Consider the following 19,795-nt stretch of genomic DNA (forward strand, 5'->3'; position numbering starts at 1 on the left):
GTGAAGGCTCTGATACCCGCGGGCGGCGCGGGAACCCGGCTGCGGCCGATCACGCACACGTCCGCCAAGCAGCTGATCCCGATAGCCAACAAACCGGTGATCTTCTACGTGCTGGAGTCGATCGCCGCGGCCGGGATCACCGAGGTCGGCATCGTGGTGGGCGACACCGCCGAGGAGATCGAGCGCGCGATCGGCGACGGGTCGGACTGGGGCCTCAAGGTCACCTACCTGCCCCAGGAGGCCCCGCTCGGCCTGGCGCACACCGTGCTCATCGCCCGGGAGTTCCTGGGCGACGACGACTTCGTCATGTACCTGGGGGACAACTTCCTGATCGGCGGGATCACCGACCTGGTGGAGCAGTTCCGCGCGGAGCGCCCGGCCGCCCAGATCATGCTGACCAAGGTCGCCGACCCGCGGGCGTTCGGGGTGGCCGAGCTGGACGTCGAGGGCCGGCTGATCGGCCTGGAGGAGAAGCCGGAGCACCCGAAGAGCGACCTGGCGCTGGTCGGCGTCTTCCTCTTCACCGCTGCGGTGCACCCGATCGTGGCCGGGCTCGCGCCCTCGGCCCGGGGCGAGCTGGAGATCAGCCACGCCATCGCCGGGCTGATGAACACCGGTCAGCCGGTGGTCACCACGATCACCGAGGGCTATTGGAAGGACACCGGCAACGTCGCCGACATCCTGGAGGTCAACCGGCTGGTCCTGGAGGGCCTCGAACCCGAGGTGGCCGGGACGGTCCACGACTCCGAGCTGATCGGCCGGGTGACGGTCGCGCCGGGCGCGGTGGTCCGGGGCTCCCGGATCGTCGGTCCGGTCATCATCGGGGCCGGCTCGGTGGTCGAGGACTCCTACCTGGGCCCGTTCACCTCGGTCGCCGAGGACTGCCGGATCGTCGACAGCGAGCTGGAGTACTCGGTGGTGCTCGGCGGCTCGGTGATCCGCGGGGTGGGCCGGATCGAGGCCTCGCTGATCGGCCGCGAGGTGGAGGTCACCCCGGCGCCGCGGCTGCCCCGGGCGCACCGGCTGCTGCTCGGCGACCACAGCCGGACCCAGATCTGCGCGTACTCGTGACCGGCGGCGAGGCGTGTCCAAGCGTCCGGATCGGTCACTCGGACACGCCTCGTGGACATCGACTCTCTTCAGCATGATGGGGCTCGCGCCCGACGGAATGGGGTAGGCGAATGCGTGTGTTGTTGTGGTCCTGCGGATCACGCGGGGACGTCGAGCCGCTGGTGGCGCTGGCGGTGCGGTTGCGGGCACAGGGCGCGGAGGTACGGCTGTGCGCCCCGCCGGACAGCGCCGAGCGGCTGGCCGAGACCGACGTTCCGCTGATCCCGATCAGCCGGCCGGAACGTCCCGGGCCGGAGGAGGCGGCCGCCGGGATCGCCGATCAGTTCGACCGGATCCCGGCGCTGGCCGAGGGCTGCGACGCGGTGGTGGCCACCGGCCTGCTCTCCGGCGCCGCCGCGGTCCGGTCGGTGACCGAGAAGCTCGGCATCCCCTACTACTACGTCGCCCTGTGCCCGATCCACCTGCCGTCCGCGCTCGACCCGGAGCAACGGGCCGCGTACAACCGGGGCGCCGACACGCTGTTCGGCGGGGTCCTCAACCGCCGGCGGGCGGAGCTCGGCCTGCCGCCGGTGACGAACCTGGTCGACTGGACCAGCACCGACCGGCCCTGGCTGGCCGCCGACCCGGTGCTGGCCCCGCTGCGGCCCGGCCTGGCAGCGGTGCAGACCGGCGCGTGGATCCTGCCCGACGCGCGGCCGCTGCCACCCGTGGTGACGGACTTCCTGGCCGCCGGGACGCCGCCGGTGTACGTCGGATTCGGCAGCTCGCCCGGCACCGCCGAGGCCGCCGAGGTGGCCGTCGCGGCGGTCCGCGCCCAGGGCCGCCGGGTGATCCTGTCCCGGGGCTGGGACGGCCTGGCCCTGCCGGACGACCGCGACGACTGCCTCGCCGTCGGCGAGGTGAACCTGCAGGCGCTGTTCCGCCGGGTCGCCGCCACGGTGCACCACGACGGCACCGGCACGACCCACGTGGCCACCCGGGCCGGCGTCCCGCAGGTCGTGGTGCGCCAGATCGTGGGCCAGGTGTACTACTGCGACCGGGTGGCCGAGCTGGGCATCGGCGCGGCCGTCGACGGTCCGGCCCCGGATCTCGACGCCTTCACGGCTGCCCTGGTCACGGCGCTGGCGCCGGAGACCCGTGCCCGGGCGGCGGCCGTGGCCGGCACTGTCGACGCGGACGGGACGGTGGTGGCCGCCCGGATCCTGGCCGACGTGGCCCGCCTCTCCGTGTGACCGTTAGCGAAGGGATTCGTCATGCGAGTGTTGTTGTCGACCTCGGGAAGCCGGGGCGACGTCGAATCGGTGGTGGCGCTGGCGACCCGGCTGCGGACGCTCGACGCGGAGGTCCGGGTGTGCGCGCCGCCCTCGTCGGCGGACCGGCTGGCCGAGGTCGGGGTGCCGTTGGTCCCGGTCGGCGGCGCGATGCGGATGATGCTCACCGACGGCATGCCGCCGCCGACCGCGGAGGACCAGCGCCGGATGACCGCCGACCAGGTCGGGGTGCAGTTCGATCAGGTCCCGGGGGCCGCCGAGGGCTGTGACGCGGTGGTGGCCACCGCCGAACTGTCCGCCGCGGCGGCCGTCCGGTCGGTGGCCGAGAAGCTCGGCGTCCCGTACTTCTACGCCGCCTACAGCCCGGCGTACCTGCCCTCGCCGCACCACCGGCCGCCGCTGGACGAGCCGACCGATCCGGACGTGACCGATCACCAGACGCTGTGGGATCAGCGGCGCGAGCGGTTCAACGAGCGGTTCGCCGCTGCGGTCAACGACCGCCGGGCGGCACTCGGCCTGCCGCCGGTCGCCGACGTCTTCGGGTACGCCCACACCGAGCAGCCCTGGCTGGCCTCGGATCCGACACTGGCCCCGCTGCCGCCCGGAAACCGCGGTGTGCAGACCGGCGCCTGGTTCCTGCGGGACGACCGGCCGCTGCCCGCCGCGCTGGAGGCGTTCCTGGACGCCGGTTCGCCGCCGGTGTACGTCGGGTTCGGCAGCACCTCGGAGACCGGTGACACGGCCCGGACGGCGATCGCGGCGGTCCGCGGACGGGGCCGCCGGGTGGTGCTCTCCCAGGGCTGGGCCGACCTGGTCTCGCCGGACGACCGGGACGACTGCTTCGCGGTCGGGGAGACCAACTTCCGGCTGCTGTTCGGCCGGGTGGCGGCGGTGATCCACCACGGCGGCGCGGGCACGGTGACCGCCGCCGCGCAGGCCGGCTGCCCCCAGATCGTGATCGCGCAGTACACCGACCAGCCGTACTTCGCCGAGCGGGTGGCCCGGCTGGGCGCCGGGGTGGCGCACGACGGCCCGGTACCGACGGTGGACTCGCTGTCGGCCGGGCTCGCCACGGCGCTGGCCCCGGAGACCCGGGCCCGGGCCGCCGCGCTGGCCCGCACGATCCGTACCGACGGGACCGCGGTGGCCGCCCGACTGCTGTTCGACGCGGTCAACCGGCAGCGGCCGCCGGTCGCGGTGTGACGAGTGACCGCCCTCCGACGATCGGGAGCCAGCCAGTGACGACGCGTGTATGGGATTACCTGACGGAGTACGCCAAGGAGAAGGACGACATCCTCGACGCCGTCCAGAGGGTCTTCGGTTCGGGGCAGCTGGTGCTCGGCGAGAGCGTCCGGGGGTTCGAGGCGGAGTTCGCCGCATACCACGGGCTGGCCCACGGCACCGGTGTGGACAACGGGACCGACGCGCTCACCATCGGCCTGCAGGCGCTGGGCATCGGCCCCGGCGACGAGGTCGTCACGGTCTCCAACACCGCGGCGCCGACGGTGGTGGCCATCGCCGCCACCGGGGCGACGCCGGTCTTCGTCGACGTCCGCGCCGACGACTTCCTGATCGACGTCGACCAGGTGGCCGGCGTGATCACCGAGCGGACCCGGGCGATCCTCCCGGTGCACCTGTACGGCCAGTGCGCCGACATGGCGCCGCTGACCGCCCTGGCCGGACGGCACGGCCTGAAGATCCTGGAGGACTGCGCCCAGGCGCACGGGGCCCGGCACCACGGACGGATCGCCGGGACGATGGGTGACGCGGCCGCGTTCTCCTTCTATCCCACCAAGGTGCTCGGCGCGTACGGCGACGGCGGCGCGGTGCTGACCGACGACGCGGAGGTCGACCGCAACCTCAAGCAGCTGCGCTACTACGGCATGGACAAGGTCTACTACGTGGTCCGCTCGCCGGGGCAGAACAGCCGGCTCGACGAGGTCCAGGCCGAGATCCTGCGCCGCAAGCTGACCCGCCTGGACGACTACATCGCCGGGCGCAACGCCGTGGCGCGGCGTTACGAACAGCGGCTCGGCGACCTGACCGGCCCGGGCGGCCTCCAGTTGCCGGCCACCAACCCCGGCAACACCCACGTCTTCTACGTGTACGTGGTCCGCCATCCCCAGCGCGACCGGATCATCGAGGCGCTCCGCGAGTACGACATCGCGCTGAACATCAGCTACCCGTGGCCGGTGCACACGATGAGCGGTTTCGCCCATCTCGGGTACGCCCGCGGCTCGCTCCCGGTCACCGAGGCGCTCGCCGGGGAGATCTTCTCGCTGCCGATGTACCCGTCGCTGACCGAGTCCGATCAGGACCGGGTCATCGACGCGCTGCGCTCGGTCCTGGAGACGCTGTGACCGCCACCGTCGAGCCGACCGCGATCGACGGCGCCTTCCTCTTCACCCCGGCGGTGTACGCGGACACCCGGGGACTGTTCACCTCGCCGTACCAGGATCCGGCGTTCGCCGAGGCGCTGGACCGCCCGCTCTTCCCGGTCCGGGACGTGAGCCACAACCGCTCGGCCCGCGGCGTGCTGCGCGGCATCCACTACACGGCCACCCCGCCCGGCCGGGCCAAGTACGTCTACTGCCCGTACGGCGAGGTGCTGGACTTCCTGGTCGACCTGCGGGTCGGCTCGCCCACCTTCGGCCGCTGGTCGGCGACCGAGCTCACCGGCGACAACTCCCGGGCGCTGTACATCCCGGTCGGCGTGGGGCACGCGTTCCTCTCGCTGCGCGACGACTCGGTGGTCGTGTACCTGATGTCTGAGGGGTACGTGCCGGCCAACGAACTGGCGGTCTCCCCGCTCGACCCGGCGATCGGCCTGCCGGTCCCGGACGGCATCGAGATCCGGCAGTCCGAACGGGACGCGGTGGCGCCGACGCTGGCCCAGGCCCGCGACCGTGGTCTGCTGAACGACTACACGCTGTGCCGGAACGTGGAGGCGAAGCTGTGGCGGTGAAACCACCCCTGGTCGCGCTGCTCGGCGCGAGCGGTTTCGTCGGCTCCGCGGTGCTGCGGGAGCTGGCCGCCCGCCCGATCCGGGTCCGCGCGGTGTCCCGCCGCCCCGCCCCGGTGCCGCCGGACGCGGTGGCCGAGGTCGAGGTGCTGGCCGCCGACCTCAGCGAGCCGGGCCGGATGGCCGCGGCGGTGGCCGGCGCGGACATCGTGATCCATGCCGTGGCGTACATCGCCGGATCGACGACCTGGCGGGTCGCCGACGGCGACGCCGCGGCCGAGCGGATCACCGTCGGCCTGGTCCGGGATCTGATCGACGCGGTACGCCGTCCCGGCCCGCCGGTGCGGGTGGTGTTCACCGGTGCGGCCTCGCAGGTCGGTCCCTCCGATCGTGCGGTGCTGGACGGCAGCGAGCCGGACCGCCCGGCGGGGGAGTACGACAGGCAGAAGCTGGCCGCCGAGCGGATCCTGCTGGCCGCGCACGCCGAGGGTGTGGTCCGGGCGGTCCCGGTCCGGTTGCCGACGGTCTTCGGCGCCGGGCCCCGGTCCACCGCCCGGGACAAGGGCGTGGTGTCGCTGATGGTGCGCCGCGCGGTGGCCGGCCAGGACATCACCATGTGGCACGACGGCACGGTCCGCCGCGACCTGGTCTACATCGACGACGTGGCCCGCGCCGTCGTGGCGGCGGCCGACCACGCGGAGAACCTGGCCGGCCGACCCTGGCTGATCGGTTCCGGTCACGGATCGCCGCTGGGCGAGGTGTTCACCACGGTGGCGAAGCTGGTCGCCGCGGAGACCGGCGAGCCACCGGTCCGGGTGGTGTCGGTGCCGCCGCCCGCGCACGCCGAGGCCGGCGACTTCCACAGCGTCACCATCGACGCGTCGGCGTTCCGGGCGGTCACCGGCTGGCGGCCGCGGGTGCCGCTGGACGAGGCGCTTGCGCGTACCGTCGCCTGCTGTGTCGCCGAGGCGGCGGCGCCGTGACCGCGGCCGTCGCGCTGCGTCCCCGGGTCGACGGGACCCTGCCGGAGCGGCTGCGGCGCTCGGCGGCGCAGACCGCCGCGGGGCACACGATGCGGACCGCTGACTTCCCGGACTGGCTGGCCGGCCGGGCCCGGGCGCACCGGTTCCGGGTCGACCGGATCGCGTTGGACGACCTCGACGGCTGGTCGTTCGCGCCGGGTACCGGCAATCTGGTGCACCGCACCGGCCGGTTCTTCAGCGTCGAAGGGCTCTCCGTCCGCCTCGGCGAGGACACCGGCGGATGGCAGCAGCCGATCATCCGGCAGCCGGAGGTCGGCATCCTGGGCATCCTGGCGAAGGAGTTCGACGGGGTCCTGCACTTCCTGCTGCAGGCCAAGATGGAGCCGGGCAACCGCAACCTGCTGCAGCTGTCGCCGACCGTGCAGGCCACCTTCAGCAACTACACCGGGGTCCACCGCGGGGCCGGTGTCCGTTACCTCGAGCACTTCGCCGGCCCGGACCGCGGCCGGGTGCTCACCGACGTGCTGCAGTCCGAGCACGGCGCCTGGTTCTACCGCAAGTTCAACCGCAACATGCTCGTCGAGGCGACCGGCGAGGTGGCGCCGCACGAGGACTTCTGCTGGCTCACCCTGGGCCAGATCGGTGAGCTGCTGCGGGCCGACAACGTGGTGAACATGGACTCCCGGACGGTGATCGCCTGCCTGCCGGTGGCCGGGCCGGAGCCGGGCGCGCTGAACAGCGACGCGGAGCTGCAGTCCTGGTTCACCGTCGAACGGTCCCGGTGGTCGCCGGTGATCGAGCGCCGGCCGCTGTCCGGCCTGGCCGGCTGGGACCGGGACCGGGACTCCATCCGCCGGGCCGACGACCGCTTCTTCCGGGTGGTCGCGGTCGCCGTCGAGGCGAGCAGCCGGGAGGTGGCCGGCTGGACGCAGCCGCTGATCGAGCCGACCGGCACCGGCGTCACCGCCTTCCTGGTCCGCGAGATCGGTGGGGTGCCGCACCTGCTGGTCCAGGCGAAGGCCGAGGCCGGGTTCCTGGACACCGTCGAGCTGGCCCCGACCGTGCAGTGCGATCCGGCCAACTGGGCGCACCTGCCGGCCGGGCAGCGGCCGGCCTTCCTGGACCTGGTGCTGGCCGCCCCACCGGAGCGGATCCGGTACCAGACCCTGCATTCCGAGGAGGGCGGCCGGTTCCTGCACGCGGAGAGCCGCTACCTCTTCGTCGACGTCGCCGACGAGGTCCCGATGCGGCCGCCGGCCGGTTTCCAGTGGGCCACCCCGGGCCAGCTCGGCGCCCTGGCCGGGCATGGGCACTACCTCAACGTCCAGGCCCGGACGCTGCTGTCGATCCTCAACGCGGGCGCCGCCCGGCTGGGCTGAGCCCGGTATTCCCGCCGCACATGGACATCGTCGAACGTAACTATGGTGAGGTCATGCCCCCATCTCCTCCTGAATTGCAGGACAGTCGGCGGACAGCGGAATGGTTCGGTCTGGAAGCCGAACGGTACGACCGCGCCCGCCCCCGTTATCCGGAATCGCTGATCGACCGGATCGTGGCCATCAGCCCGGGTACGACCATCGTGGACGCCGGCTGTGGCACCGGCATCTCCTCCCGCGCTTTCCAGGCGGCCGGATGCACGGTTCTCGGCGTCGAGCCGGACCCCCGGATGGCCGCCTTCGCCCGCGGTCGCGGCCTCGACGTCGAGGTGGCGAGGTTCGAGGACTGGGATCCGGCGGGCCGTACCTTCGACGCGGTCGTCTCGGGCACCGCCTGGCACTGGGTGGACCCGTTCGAGGGAGCACGGAAAGCCGCCGGCCTGTTGTCGCCGACCGGGGTTCTCGCCCTTTTCGAGAACGATTTCACCCTGCCGCCGGAAATCATGGCGGCGCAGGGGAACGCCTATCGCCGCGCGGTTCCGGACGCGCCCGGCGAGACCCCGCGCGGAGACGGCGACAAGAAGCCGTTCGCGAAAGCCGCCGAGGGCATTCGCCGCACCGCCGCGTTCGGTGAGCCGGAGCCGTTGCGATTCGCCTGGGAACGCACCTACACCCGCGACGAATGGCTCGACATCCTGCCCACCCAGGGCGGCCTGAACCACCTCGCCGAGGACGTCCGCGCCCGGTTCCTGGCGTACCTGGGCGCGGCGATCGACGAGCAGGGTGGCGCGTTCGTCCTGCGGTACACCACGGTCGGCATCACCGCGATCCGGCGCTGAGGTGAGCCGGATGCGGGTGTTGCTGTGGACGCACGGGCCACGCGGTGACGTGGAGCCGCTGATCGCCCTGGCCGTACGCCTGCGCGAGCAGGGCGTGGAGACGAGGATGTGCGCGCCGTCCGACTTCGCCGCGCGGCTTGCCGAGACCGGCGTGCCGCTGGCGCTGGCCGGGGAGCCGGTGCTGGCCGGTGCCCGCGGACTGGGTGGACCGCCGGAGCCCGAGCTGGTGGCGGCCCGGATCGCCGAGCAGTTCGCCACGCTGCCGGCGGTGGCCGGGGGCTGTGACGCGGTGGTGGCGAGCGGGTTGTTCTCCGGTGCGGTCGCGGTCCGGTCGGTGGCCGAGAAGCTGGGCATCCGGTACGTCTACGCGGTCTCCTCCCCGCCTCTGCTGCCGTCGCCGGCGATGCGGGCCCGCTACAACGAGGGCGCCGACCGGATGTTCGGCGGCCCGCTCAACGAACGGCGTTCCGCGATCGGCCTGCCGCCGGTGACCGGCCTCTTCGACTACGGCTGCACCGATCGGCCCTGGCTGGCCGCGGATCCGGTGCTGGCGCCCCGGCCGCCGCACCTCGACGCGGTGCAGACCGGCGCGTGGATCACCCCCGACGACCGGCCGCTGCCGCAGGCGGTGGCGGCGTTCCTGGCGGCCGGCGAGCCGCCGGTGTACGTGGGCTTCGGCAGCGGACCGGCGCCCGCCGGAGTGGCGAAGCTGGTCGTCGAGGCCTGCCGGGCCCGCGGGCGCCGGGTGATCCTGGCCCGGGGCTGGGCCGACCTGGCGCTGCCCGACGACCGGGACGACTGCCTCGCGATCGGCGAGGTGAACCAGCAGGAGCTGTTCGCCCGGGTGGCGGTGGCCGTCCACCACGGCGGCACCGGCACCACGCACGTCGCTGCCCGGGCCGGCGTGCCGCAGATCGTGGTGCCGCAGATCGCCGACCAGCCGCACTACGCCGCCCGGGTGGCCGCGCTGGGCATCGGGGTGGCACACGAGGGCCCGTCCCCGACCGCCGGCTCGATCGCCGCCGCGCTCGGCGCCGCCCTGGCGCCGCGGGTCCGCGCCCGGGCAACCGCGGTGGCCGGCACGATCCGCGCCGACGGCACGACGACGGCCGCCCGTCTGCTGTGCGCCGCGGGCTGACCGCCCGCCCCTATCGACGCCATTTCCCGCCTGGAGGTACCGGGGTGTCCGAAACACTGACCGATCTACCGTCGCCGTCACGGAATCCGGCGCCCGAGAACCGTCCCCCGCGCTGGGCGGTGTGGCGTTCGCCGGCCGATCAGCCCCGGTGGGCCCGGCCCGCGCTGCTGGGCATCGCTCTGGTCGCGCTGGTGCTGTACGCCTGGAACCTGCGGCTGGTCGACTACGCGCCGCTCTACGCCGACGTGGTGAAGAGCATGTCCGGGAGCTGGCGGGCGTTCCTGTACGGCGCCGCCGATCCAGAGGCCACGTACACCCTGGACAAACTCGCCGGATCGTTCGTGCCGCAGGTCGTCTCGGCCAAGATCTTCGGGTACTCCGCCTGGTCGCTGGCGTTGCCGCAGGTGATCGAGGGCGTGATCACGGTGCTGGTGATGTACCGGGTGGTCCGCCGCTGGGCCGGGGCACCGGCCGGACTGCTCGCCGCCGGGATCTTCACGCTCACCCCGGTCACCGCGTCCCTGTTCGGCCACAGCATGCCGGACGGCGCACTGGTCATGTGCCTGGTGCTGGCGGTCGACGCGTACCAGCGCGCGGTTCTGGAGGCCCGGCTCGCGTCGCTGGTCTGGTCCGGTGTCTGGGTCGGTCTCGCCTTCCAGACCAAGAGCCTGCAGGCGTGGCTGATCCTGCCGGCCCTGGCCGTCGGCTACCTGCTGACCGCTCCGGCCGGCCTCGGTAGGCGGCTGCGGCACCTGGGCGTCGCCGGTGTGGTGACGCTGGCGGTGTCGCTGTCGTGGGTCGCGCTCTACGAACTGACCCCGGCCGACGACCGGCCCTGGATCAGCGGCACCACCGACAACAGTGCCGTCGCCCAGGTGTTCGGCTACAACGGCCTCAGCCGCCTGGGCATCCAGATCCCCGGCGCCGCGGCGACCAACCTGCGGGGCGGCCCGCCGGTGCTGGGCGAGAGCGGCACCGAGGGGCAGGACACCCAGGGCAACGTCGGCTCCAAGGCCCACGACCTGGAGCAGGGCAACGTCGGCACGAAGGGCCAGGACATGGCCGGGCTGCCGGACACGCGGGCCGGGGAGATGCCGGCCGGGCCGGTCGGGCCGCCCGGCGGGGACGAGTCCAAGCGGGAGAGCCGGCCGGACCCGATGGGCTGGACCAAGCTGTTCGACGGTCACCTCGGCGTGGCGATCGCCTGGCTGTTCCCGCTCTCGCTGCTGGCTCTGCTGTACGGCCTGTGGCGCCGGCGGGGGACGGACCGGACCGATCCGGTGCGCGGCGGCCTGGTGATGTGGGGTCTCTGGCTGCTGACCTTCGGGCTGGTGTTCACCCTGGGCGCGGTCGACCACACCGCGTTCGTGGCCGATCTCGCCCCCGCGGTGGCCGCCCTGTCCGCGCTCGGCATCGTGATGTTCTGGCGGGCGTACCGGGACGGCGGCGGGCCGGGCTGGGTCCTGCCGGCCGCGGTCGCCGCCGAGGTGGCCTGGGCCGCCTGGCTGTGGTCGCACTATCCGAACTTCCTGACGGTGGCGAAGTGGGGCGCGGTGGCGCTCGGCGTGGCCGCCCTGATCGTGCTGGTCCTCGGGCGGGTGCTCCGGGGCGCCTCTCCGGCCCTGATCAGGACCGGACTGGTGCTCGGCGTCGCGGCCATGCTCGCCGCGCCGGCCACGTATGCCGTCTCGGTTCTGGACCCCGACTATTCCGGCAATTCCTTCGATGCCAACGCCGGCCCGGCGTCGGGCGGCGCGTGATCCGGACACGCCGGCGTCACCTGGAGGGAAAGACGCCGGTGAACCCTTCTCGTCCGTCGATCAGGATCGCCTTCTGGCGGTCACCGGAGGGCCAGCCGGACTGGGCGCGGCCGGCGCTGCTGACGCTGGCCGCGATCACCGCGGTGCTCTACGGCTGGCGCATCGAGGACAGCGGCTTCGCGTCCTACTACGCGCTCGCGGTGAAGAGCATGTCGGTGAACGGCTGGGCGCTGCTCTACGGCGCGCTGGACCCCGGCGCGACGATCACCCTGGACAAGCTGGCCGGGGCCTTCGTCCCGCAGGCGATCTCGGCCCGGCTCTTCGGGTTCCACGAGTGGTCGCTGGCCCTGCCCCAGGTCGTCGAGGGGGTCGTCGCCGTCCTGGTGATGTACCGGATCGGGCGGCGGCTCGCCGGGCCGGCGGCCGGGCTGCTCGCCGCCGGCCTGTTCGGGCTGACGCCGGTGGTCGCCTCGATGTTCGGGCACGCGATGGAGGACGGCCTGCTCACCCTCTGCCTGGTCCTCGCCGCCGACGCCTTCCTGGCGGCGCTGACGTCCGGCCGGCTCGGGCCGCTGCTGTTGGCCGGTGTCTGGGTCGGGCTGGGCTTCCAGGCCAAGATGATGCAGGCCTGGCTGATCCTGCCGGCCATGGCGGTGACCTTCCTGGTGGCCGCGCCCGGCGGGTGGCGGCGCCGGCTGGGCCGGCTCACCGCGGCGGGGGCTGTCACCCTTGCCGTCTCGCTGTCCTGGATCGCGCTGTACGAGGCGACGCCCGCCGGCAGCCGGCCCTATGTGGACGGCAGCACGAACGACAGCGCGATCGCGATGGTGTTCGGCTACAACGGGTTCGACCGCTTCGGCTGGCACGTCCCGGGCGCGGTCCGGGTCACCGACGCCGGTGCCGGCGACGGTGGCGGCGTTCATGAGGAGAGCCCGCACGGGAGCCAGGGCGGTCAGGGCGGCGGCTTCGAACAGCAGGAGACCCCGGACCAGGGTGGCCCGGCGAAACTGGCCGGCGCCCGGTACGCCTCGCAGATCGGCTGGCTCTACCCACTGGCGCTGTTCGGTCTGCTCTTCGGGTTGATCGCCCGGGGCCGGGCGCCCCGGACCGACCCGTTCCGGGCCGGGCTCCTCTTCGGAGGGTTGTGGCTGCTCGTGGTGGCCGCGGTGCTCGGTGGCATGACGATCGCGCACCAGGCGTACCTGGCTTCGCTCGCCCCGCCGCTGGCGGTCCTGTCCGCGCTGGCCGTGGTCCGGGCCTGGACCGGGCTGCGGGACGGCGACGCGCCGTGGCAACTGCCCGTCCTGGTGGTGGCCGAGCTGCTCTGGACGATCCACCTGAGCCGCCGGTTCCCGGACTTCCTGCCCTGGCTGTGGTGGGTGGTGGCGGCCGCCGGCGCGATCGCGCTGCTGGTGCTGGCCGTGGCCCGGACGCTCCGGCGGGTCCGCGTCGCGGCGATGGCGCTCGCGGTGGCGGCGATGGTGGCGACTCCGGTGTTCTGGGCCGCGTCGGTGCTGGATCCGCGGTACGGCGGGGACGCCTTCGAGGCCTCGGCCGGCCCACGACCCGGCGGCCGGGCCGGTACGGCCGGGGGCAACGACCTGAGCCCGACCGGTGTGCTCACCGCCGAGCAGAGCCGGCTCCACGCGTACCTGACCGCGCACCGGGACGGCGCCCGATTCCTGGCCGCGACCACGTTCTGGCACATGGCGTCGCCCTACATCGCCGCCACCGGGCAGGCCTATCTGCCGATGGGCGGCAACCACGGCAGCGTGCCGCAGCCGACCCCGGCCGGGGTCGAGGCGCTGGTCGGGACCGGCGAGCTGCGCTACTTCCTGCTGCCCGCGGCCGGGGATCCCGGCCGGCGTGACGGCGACACCGGCACGATCGGCGCCATCGCCGCGTGGGTCACCGCGACCTGCCGGGTGGTGACCGACGTGGCGCCGCCCCGCGATCAGGTCCTGTACCGCTGCCGATAGCGCGACCACTCGTGGACATCGGCTTCGGTCACCACGATGAGATCGATGACTCCGCGAGTCGCATCAGAAGGGTTTTGTTGTGGATGTAGTGATGAATTTCGGGGGCATGACGAGAAACGACGACGAGCCCGATCCCTGGGAGACCCACGTCCGCCCGGGGACGTTGCGCCGTGTGCTGACCTACTTCCGTCCGCACACCGGCAAGGTGTGGCTCTTCCTCCTGATCGCCACCCTGGACTCGCTCGTCGTCATCTCCATTCCGCTGCTGCTGATGAATCTGGTCAACGACGGCATCCTGAAGAACGATCTCCGCCTGGTGGTGGTGATGGCCGGCCTGGCGGCCGGGCTCGCGGTGGTCAGCGGCCTGCTGCAGCTGGTGTCGGCGTACATCTCCGGCAAGATCGGCCAGGGGGTCACCTACGACCTGCGGGTCCAGGCGTTACGACATGTTCAGCGGCTGCCGATCGCGTTCTTCACGCGTACCCAGACGGGGGTGCTGGTCAACCGGCTGCACACCGAACTGATCATGGCGCAGCAGCACTTCGGCTTCCTGCTGATGGCGGTCACCAGCGGGATCACCGTCCTGTTGGTGCTGGCCGAGCTGTTCTACCTGTCGTGGCTGGTCGCCGTGGTCACGCTGTTGGTGATCCCGCTGTTCATCGTTCCCTGGATCTACGTGGGGCGGGTGATCCAGCGGCGTACCGAGCGGCTGATGGAGGCCAACGCCGGCCTCGGCGGACTGCTCCAGGAACGGTTCAACGTCCAGGGCGCGATGCTCTCCAAGCTCTTCGGCCGCCCGGCCGAGGAGATGGCCGAGTACGCGGGCCACGCCGGCCGGATCCGCAGGATCGGTGTGAGTCTCGCGGTGTACGGCCAGATGGCCTTCGTGATGATGGGCCTGATGGCGTCGCTGGCCACCGCGCTCGTCTACGGCGTCGGCGGCGGCCTGGTCCTCGACGGCGCGTTCCAGCTGGGCACGCTGGTCGCCATCGCCACCCTGCTGGGCCGGCTGTTCGGCCCGATCGTCCAGTTGTCCGGTCTGCAGGAGACCGCGCAGATGATCGTGGTGAGCTTCTCCCGTACCTTCGAACTGCTCGATCTGAAGCCCCTGATCCGGGAGCGTCCCGGCGCGGCCGCGCTGCCGGCCGGCGCCGCGCCGGACATCGAATTCGCCGACGTGGACTTCCGGTACCCCACCGCCGATGAGGTCTCGCTGCCGTCGCTGGAGTACGTCCGGACCGAACGCCGTCGCGGCGAGCCGTCGCCGGAAGTGCTGCGCGGGGTGAGCCTGCTGGTGCCGGGCGGCACCATGACCGCGCTGGTCGGCCCGTCCGGGGCCGGCAAGAGCACCATCACCCACCTGGTCTCCCGGCTGTACGACCCGACCGCCGGGACGATCCGCGTCGGCGGGCACGACCTGCGGGACCTGACCTTCGACTCGTTGCGGGAGACGGTCGGGGTGGTCAGCCAGGACGCCTACCTGTTCCACGACACGATCCGGGAGAACCTGCTCTACGCCCGGCCCACCTCCACCGAGGACGACCTGGTCGAGGCGTGCCGGGGCGCGCAGATCTGGGGGCTGGTCGAGTCCCTGCCGGACGGCCTCGACACCGTCGTCGGCGACCGCGGCTACCGCATGTCGGGTGGCGAGAAGCAGCGGCTGGCGATCGCCCGGCTGCTGCTGAAGGCTCCCTCGATCGTGGTGCTCGACGAGGCCACCGCCCACCTGGACTCCGAGTCCGAGGCCGCGGTCCAGCGGGCGTTGCGGACCGCGCTGCGCAGCCGGACGTCGCTGGTGATCGCCCACCGGCTGTCCACGATCCGCGAGGCCGATCAGATCCTGGTGATCGACGACGGCGGGGTCCGGGAACGCGGGACGCACGAGGAGCTGCTGGCCGCCGGCGGCCTCTACGCGGAGCTCTACTACACGCAGTTCGCGACCGGGGGGACCACCGCCGGGCCGGTCGAGGAGCCCGAGATCGTGATCGAGGAGCCCGAGCCCGAGCCGGTCCGCCACGTGGTCCGTGGCGGTTGACCCCACCCCCTTCCCGGAAGATGGAGAGGACAGCACGATGACCGATCCGGTCGCCGAGGCGCCGATTCTCGACCAGACGATCCACACCTACGATCAAGACCGTTTCCCTTTCGTACGCCGCGTGCGTGACCTGGTCGGCGGCACCGATCTGGCCCGGCTCGACAGGGACTGTGCCGTCCACCCGGCGCCGGGCGCGAGTGACCAGGCGACCGAGGCGCACACCCGGTTCTACGCCGGGTTCGACGGCATCCGCGGGCTCTACCACGACTTCCTCCGGGCCCACGTGCTGCCGCTCTTCTCCGGCGAGGTGTGCGTGCAGGCCGTGCCCACCTTCCGGGTGGCCCCGCCCGGCGGGACCGCGGTCAGCACCTTCCACCGGGACGCCGACTTCCGGCACCAGCCCGGCACCGTCAACTTCTGGCTGCCGCTGACGCCCGCCTTCGGCACCAACACGATCTGGGTGGAGAGCGCCCCGGACCGGGCCGACTACCGCCCGGTGACAGTGGTTCCCGGCGAGTTCCTGCAGTTCGACGCGATCAACCTGCGGCACGGGAACAGGGCGAACGACACCGGCGCGTGCCGGGTCAGCTTCGACTTCCGGGTCATCCCGCGGGACCGCTTCCGGGACACCGGGCTGGCCACCGTCACGAGCGGGACGCCGATGCGGATCGGCGCCTACTACACGGTCATGGCGAACTGAGACGTCCAGTACACGGTCATGGCGAACTGAGACGTCCAGCCGCGCAATGCGGACGGTTGGACTGTGCCGCTCGGATTGAAGGGATCGGTGGCATGTTCGAGGAGATCAACGTCGTCCAGGCGCTGGAGCTGCACCGCAGGAACCGGTTCGATCCGGGACCGGAGCTGTGCCGCCTGATGGCCCAGGGCCCGATGACCGCGCTGGGCAGCGAGGAGGGCCCCGGCGGGCGGACCGCGTGGCTGGCCACCGGTTTCGACGCGGTCCGGGCGGTCCTCAGCTCGGAGAAGTTCAGTGCCCGGCTGCTCTACGGCGGGACCGCTGCCGGGTTCGCCTGGCCCGGCTTCCTCACCCAGTACGACCCGCCGGAGCACACCCGCCTGCGCCGGATGGTGGCGCCGGCCTTCGCGGTCCGCCGGATGCAGAAGTTCGGCGAGCAGGCCGAACGGGTCGTCCGGGACACCCTGGACACCATCGAGGCGATCGGCGGACCGCTGGACTTCGTCCCGCACTTCGGCTGGACGGTGGCGACCACGGCGACCTGCGACTTCCTCGGCATCCCCCGGGACGACCAGGCGGAGCTGTCCCGGTGTCTGCACGCCAGCCGTACCGAACGGTCCGGCCGGAAACGGACCGCGGCCGGCAACAAGTTCATGACCTACATGAACAAGGTCGCCGCCCGGACCCGCCGTGAACCCGGCGACGACATGTTCGGCGTCGTCGTCCGCGAGTTCGGCGACGAGATCACCGATGCCGAGCTGACCGGGGTGGCCGCGTTCGTGATGGGCGCCGGCGGCGACCAGGTGGCCCGGTTCCTGGCCGGCGGCGCCTGGCTGATGGTCGAGGACCCGGACCAGTTCGCCCTGCTCCGGGAGAAGCCGGAGACCGTGCCGGACTGGCTGGAGGAGATGATCCGGTACCTCACCACGGACGAGAAGACCCATCCGCGTATCGCCCTCGAGGACGTCCGCGTCGGTGGGCGGCTCGTCAAGGCCGGCGACACGGTGACCTGCTCCCTGCTGGCCGCCAACCGCCGGCGCTTCCCCGATCCGCAGGACCGGTTCGACATCACCCGGCCCCGGGCCGAGCACGTGGCGTTCGGGCACGGCATCCACCACTGCCTCGGGCGGACCCTGGCCGAGCTGATGTTCCGGGCGGCGATCCCCGCCCTGGCCCACCGCTTCCCGACGCTGCGCCTGGCCGACCCGCACCGGGCGATCCGGCTGGGACCACCCCCGTTCGATGTGGAGTCCCTCGTCCTCGACTGGTAGACGAGCACTGGAGGAACGATGGCACTTCCCCTTCAACACCAGCGGCGGCGGCTGGATCCGGCGCCGGAGTTCCAGGATCTGCAGGAACACGGCCCGCTGCACGAGTACGACGCCGAACCCGGCATGGACGGCCGTAGGCAGTGGCTGGTCACCGGTTTCGACGAGGTACGGGAGATCCTCGGCGACCATGAGCGGTTCAGCTCGATGCGGCCGGTCGAGGACGAGGCAGACCGGGCGAAACTGCCGGGGATCCTGCAGGCCTACGACCCGCCGGAGCACACCCGGCTGCGGCGGACCGTCGCCCCGGCGTACTCGGCCCGGCGGATGGCGCGGTTGCTGCCCCGGATCGAGGAGATCGTCGAGGAGGGTCTGGACGACTTCGCGAGCCGGGGCGCCCCGGCCGACTTCGTCCGGCACGCCGCCTGGCCGATCCCGGCCGTCATCGCCTGCGAGTTCCTCGGCGTCCCGCGCGACGACCAGGCCGAGCTGTCCCGGATGATCCGGGACACCCGGGAGAGCCGGCTGCCCCGGCAGCGGGTCGCGTCCGGGATGGCGGTGGTCGACTACACCCATCGGCTGGTGGCCGGCAAACGTCGTGAACCGGGCGACGGCATGCTCAGCGCCCTGGTCCAAGAGCACGGCGACCGGGTCGGCGACGACGAGCTGGCCGGGCTGGCCGAGGCGAGCCTGACGATGGCGACCGAGCAGATGGCCGCCCAGTTGTCGACCGCGATGCTGCTGTTGATGACCCACCCCGGGCAGATGGCGCTGCTCGGTGAGCGTCCCGAACTGATCGACGGCGCGATCGAGGAGGTGCTGCGCTTCGCGTCGGTCGTCGAGGCGCCCTCACCGCGGGTGGCGCTCACCGACGTGACCGTCGCCGGCCGGCTGATCCGGGCCGGTGAGGTGGTGACGTGTTCGATGCTGGCGATCAACCGGGTCCGGGGGGACCGGTTCGACATCACCCGGGAGAAGACCACCCATCTGGCCTTCGGGCACGGCATCCACCACTGCATCGGGGCGCCGCTGGTCCGGCTCGAGATGCGGGTGATCCTGCCGGCCGTGGTCCGCCGGTTCCCGTCCCTGCGCCTGGCGGTCCCCGAGGAGGAGCTGCGGTTCAAGCCGGGACGGCCGGCGCCGTTCGCGATCGAGGAGCTTCCCGTTGAGTGGTGACGACGACACCCGGCCGGTCCACGTCCGGCGGCACGACCTCGACCCGGCGGACGAGCTGCGCGCCGCCGGCCCGCTGTCCCGGATCGTGGTCGGGACCGGGGCGGACGCCGAACACACCTGGATGGCCGCCGGGCACGCCGAGGTACGCCAGGTGCTCGGCGATCACCAGCGGTTCAGCACCCGGCGCCGTTTCGACCGGCGTGACGAGGCCGGCGGGACCGGCGTCTTCCGGCCCCGGGAGCTGGTCGGCAACCTGATGGACTACGACCCGCCGGAGCACACCCGGCTGCGGCACCTGCTGACCCCCGGGTTCACCCAGCGCCGGATCCGCGCGCTGGCGCCGCGGATCGAGGAGATCGTGGCGGACCGTCTCGACGAGATGGAACGGTCCGGGTCGCCCGCCGACCTGGTCGCGACGGTCGCCGACCGGGTGCCCGGCGCCGTGCTGTGCGAGCTGATCGGGGTGCCCCGCGACGACCACGACATGTTCCTGCAGTTGTGCCACCGGCACCTCGACGCCTCGCTGAGCGCCCGGAAGCGGGCGGCCGCCGGCGAGACGTTCGCCCGCTACCTGGTGGCGATGATGGCCCGGGAACGCAAGGACCCGGGCGACGGGCTCTTCGGGGCGGTCGTCGCCGAGCACGGCGACACGATCACCGACGAGGAGCTGCGCGGCGTCTGCGTCCAACTGATGCTGGCCGGCGACGACAACGTCTCCGGCATGCTCGGGCTGGGCGTGCTGGCACTGCTGCGCCACCCCGGGCAGATCACCGCGCTCCGCGCCGGCGACCAGGCCGCGGACCGGGCGGTCGACGAACTGATCCGCTACCTGACCGTCCCGTACGCGCCCACCCCGCGGACCGCGCGGGAGGACGTCACGATCGGCGGGCAGGTGATCCGGGCGGGGGAGACGGTCCTCTGCTCGTTGCCGGCGGCCAACCGGGATCCCGCGCTGGCGCCCGACCCGGACCGCCTGGACGTCACGCGTACCCCCGTTCCGCACGTCGCCTTCGGACACGGCGTCCACCACTGTCTGGGCGCGGCGCTGACCCGGCTGCAACTACGGATCGCGTACACCGCCCTGTGGGACCGTTTTCCTGATCTGCGCCTGGCGGATCCGGACGCGGAAATCATGTTCCGGACGACCACGCCGGCATACGGATTGACCACTCTGATGGTCGCTTGGACGCCTTGAGGCATTCTCGTCGATGCCCGACGATACGAGTCGCAGCGCCTTTTC

At 72.6% G+C, this 19,795-nt stretch carries 16 protein-coding genes; all 16 read left to right on the plus strand.

What is annotated here, in order from left to right; all coding sequences use genetic code 11:
• The 16 genes from WH85_RS01985 to WH85_RS02060 all read left to right on the plus strand — a co-directional run bounded on the left by WH85_RS01985 (position 1) and on the right by WH85_RS02060 (position 19,750).
• Complete coding sequence (locus WH85_RS01985) at positions 1–1,071, plus strand: glucose-1-phosphate thymidylyltransferase (protein ID WP_045739874.1); 1,071 nt, start codon at positions 1–3, stop codon at positions 1,069–1,071.
• Between the two features lie 110 nt (positions 1,072–1,181).
• Entirely contained in the window at positions 1,182–2,303 is a 1,122-nt protein-coding gene (locus WH85_RS01990; protein WP_045739875.1) for a glycosyltransferase, read from the plus strand.
• A 21-nt stretch (positions 2,304–2,324) separates the two neighbouring features.
• Positions 2,325–3,545, plus strand: a complete 1,221-nt coding sequence (locus tag WH85_RS01995) for a glycosyltransferase (RefSeq protein WP_045739876.1) — start codon at positions 2,325–2,327, stop codon at positions 3,543–3,545.
• A gap of 35 nt (positions 3,546–3,580) precedes the next feature.
• Positions 3,581–4,702: a DegT/DnrJ/EryC1/StrS family aminotransferase gene (locus WH85_RS02000; protein WP_045739877.1), complete on the plus strand. Its 1,122-nt coding sequence runs from the start codon at positions 3,581–3,583 to the stop codon at positions 4,700–4,702.
• Entirely contained in the window at positions 4,699–5,307 is a 609-nt protein-coding gene (locus WH85_RS02005; RefSeq protein WP_045739878.1) for a dTDP-4-dehydrorhamnose 3,5-epimerase family protein, read from the plus strand. Before WH85_RS02000 ends, WH85_RS02005 begins: the two co-directional genes overlap by 4 nt.
• Positions 5,298–6,287 carry an NAD-dependent epimerase/dehydratase family protein gene (locus WH85_RS02010; protein WP_045739879.1) on the plus strand — a complete coding sequence of 330 codons (990 nt, stop codon included), beginning with the start codon at positions 5,298–5,300 and terminating at the stop codon, positions 6,285–6,287. The genes WH85_RS02005 and WH85_RS02010 overlap by 10 nt, the downstream gene beginning before the upstream one ends.
• Positions 6,284–7,666: an NDP-hexose 2,3-dehydratase family protein gene (locus WH85_RS02015; RefSeq protein WP_045739880.1), complete on the plus strand. Its 1,383-nt coding sequence runs from the start codon at positions 6,284–6,286 to the stop codon at positions 7,664–7,666. Before WH85_RS02010 ends, WH85_RS02015 begins: the two co-directional genes overlap by 4 nt.
• A 53-nt stretch (positions 7,667–7,719) precedes the next feature.
• Complete coding sequence (locus tag WH85_RS02020; RefSeq protein WP_045739973.1) at positions 7,720–8,502, plus strand: class I SAM-dependent methyltransferase; 783 nt, start codon at positions 7,720–7,722, stop codon at positions 8,500–8,502.
• A gap of 10 nt (positions 8,503–8,512) precedes the next feature.
• Positions 8,513–9,640 (plus strand): glycosyltransferase, encoded by a 1,128-nt coding sequence (locus WH85_RS02025; protein WP_045739974.1) that lies wholly within the window; start codon positions 8,513–8,515, stop codon positions 9,638–9,640.
• A 44-nt stretch (positions 9,641–9,684) separates the two neighbouring features.
• Positions 9,685–11,400 carry a glycosyltransferase family 39 protein gene (locus WH85_RS02030; protein ID WP_052720084.1) on the plus strand — a complete coding sequence of 572 codons (1,716 nt, stop codon included), beginning with the start codon at positions 9,685–9,687 and terminating at the stop codon, positions 11,398–11,400.
• Positions 11,401–11,438: 38 nt separating this feature from the next.
• Complete coding sequence (locus tag WH85_RS02035; RefSeq protein ID WP_045739975.1) at positions 11,439–13,379, plus strand: ArnT family glycosyltransferase; 1,941 nt, start codon at positions 11,439–11,441, stop codon at positions 13,377–13,379.
• 91 nt (positions 13,380–13,470) lie between these two features.
• Complete coding sequence (locus WH85_RS02040; protein WP_211275254.1) at positions 13,471–15,414, plus strand: ABC transporter ATP-binding protein; 1,944 nt, start codon at positions 13,471–13,473, stop codon at positions 15,412–15,414.
• A gap of 37 nt (positions 15,415–15,451) precedes the next feature.
• Entirely contained in the window at positions 15,452–16,114 is a 663-nt protein-coding gene (locus WH85_RS02045) for a phytanoyl-CoA dioxygenase family protein (protein ID WP_052720085.1), read from the plus strand.
• Between the two features lie 92 nt (positions 16,115–16,206).
• The gene (locus WH85_RS02050; RefSeq protein WP_045739883.1) at positions 16,207–17,382 is read left to right on the plus strand and encodes a cytochrome P450; all 1,176 of its coding nucleotides are present in this window, start codon (positions 16,207–16,209) and stop codon (positions 17,380–17,382) included.
• A gap of 18 nt (positions 17,383–17,400) precedes the next feature.
• Entirely contained in the window at positions 17,401–18,555 is a 1,155-nt protein-coding gene (locus tag WH85_RS02055; RefSeq protein WP_045739884.1) for a cytochrome P450, read from the plus strand.
• Positions 18,545–19,750, plus strand: coding sequence for a cytochrome P450 (locus tag WH85_RS02060; RefSeq protein WP_045739885.1), 1,206 nt, complete (start codon positions 18,545–18,547; stop codon positions 19,748–19,750). The genes WH85_RS02055 and WH85_RS02060 overlap by 11 nt, the downstream gene beginning before the upstream one ends.
• The last annotated feature ends 45 nt before the right edge of the window (positions 19,751–19,795 follow it).

The organism is Actinoplanes rectilineatus, from assembly GCF_000962825.1.
In the GTDB taxonomy this organism is placed as follows: domain Bacteria; phylum Actinomycetota; class Actinomycetes; order Mycobacteriales; family Micromonosporaceae; genus Actinoplanes; species Actinoplanes rectilineatus.